Genomic DNA, 1451 nt, shown 5'->3' on the forward strand with positions numbered 1-1451 from the left:
CGGGGTGTGGGAGTTCGTTACTTCAGAACTAACACAGTGGACGCGAGCAACTGAGGACAAGCCCTCGGCCTATTAGTACCGGTCAACTCCACCCATTACTGGGCTTCCATATCCGGCCTATCAACCCAGTCGTCTACTGGGAGCCTTACCCTCTCAAGGAGGTGGGAATACTCATCTCGAAGCAGGCTTCCCGCTTAGATGCTTTCAGCGGTTATCCCTCCCGAACGTAGCCAACCAGCCATGCCCTTGGCAGGACAACTGGCACACCAGAGGTTCGTCCGTCCCGGTCCTCTCGTACTAGGGACAGCCCTTCTCAATATTCCTACGCGCACAGCGGATAGGGACCGAACTGTCTCACGACGTTCTAAACCCAGCTCGCGTACCGCTTTAATGGGCGAACAGCCCAACCCTTGGGACCGACTCCAGCCCCAGGATGCGACGAGCCGACATCGAGGTGCCAAACCATCCCGTCGATATGGACTCTTGGGGAAGATCAGCCTGTTATCCCCGGGGTACCTTTTATCCGTTGAGCGACGGCGCTTCCACAAGCCACCGCCGGATCACTAGTCCCGACTTTCGTCCCTGCTCGACCCGTCGGTCTCACAGTCAAGCTCCCTTGTGCACTTACACTCAACACCTGATTGCCAACCAGGCTGAGGGAACCTTTGGGCGCCTCCGTTACTCTTTAGGAGGCAACCGCCCCAGTTAAACTACCCATCAGACACTGTCCCTGATCCGGATCACGGACCCAGGTTAGACATCCAGCACGACCAGAGTGGTATTTCAACGACGACTCCACCTGAACTGGCGTCCAAGCTTCACAGTCTCCCACCTATCCTACACAAGCCGAACCGAACACCAATATCAAACTGTAGTAAAGGTCCCGGGGTCTTTCCGTCCTGCTGCGCGAAACGAGCATCTTTACTCGTAGTGCAATTTCACCGGGCCTATGGTTGAGACAGTCGAGAAGTCGTTACGCCATTCGTGCAGGTCGGAACTTACCCGACAAGGAATTTCGCTACCTTAGGATGGTTATAGTTACCACCGCCGTTTACTGGCGCTTAAGTTCTCAGCTTCGCCCCACCGAAATGGAGCTAACCGGTCCCCTTAACGTTCCAGCACCGGGCAGGCGTCAGTCCGTATACATCGCCTTACGGCTTCGCACGGACCTGTGTTTTTAGTAAACAGTCGCTTCTCGCTGGTCTCTGCGGCCACCCCCAGCTCAGGAAGCAAGTTCCCTCACCGGTGATGGCCCCCCTTCTCCCGAAGTTACGGGGGCATTTTGCCGAGTTCCTTAACCATAGTTCACCCGAACGCCTCGGTATTCTCTACCTGACCACCTGAGTCGGTTTAGGGTACGGGCCGCCATGAAACTCGCTAGAGGCTTTTCTCGACAGCATAGGATCATCCACTTCACCACAATCGGCTCGGCATCAGGTCTCAGCCTTAAG

General features: G+C 55.9%; 1 rRNA gene (running past one end of the window). It reads right to left on the reverse strand.

Going from position 1 to position 1451, the window contains the following annotated elements:
• Nucleotides 1-52: 52 nt before the first annotated feature.
• A 23S ribosomal RNA gene (locus tag ACZ6C1_RS38555) occupies nucleotides 53-1451 on the reverse strand; it runs 1822 nt beyond the window's last position.

The sequence above is a fragment of the Streptomyces sp. NPDC041796 genome (assembly GCF_055590785.1).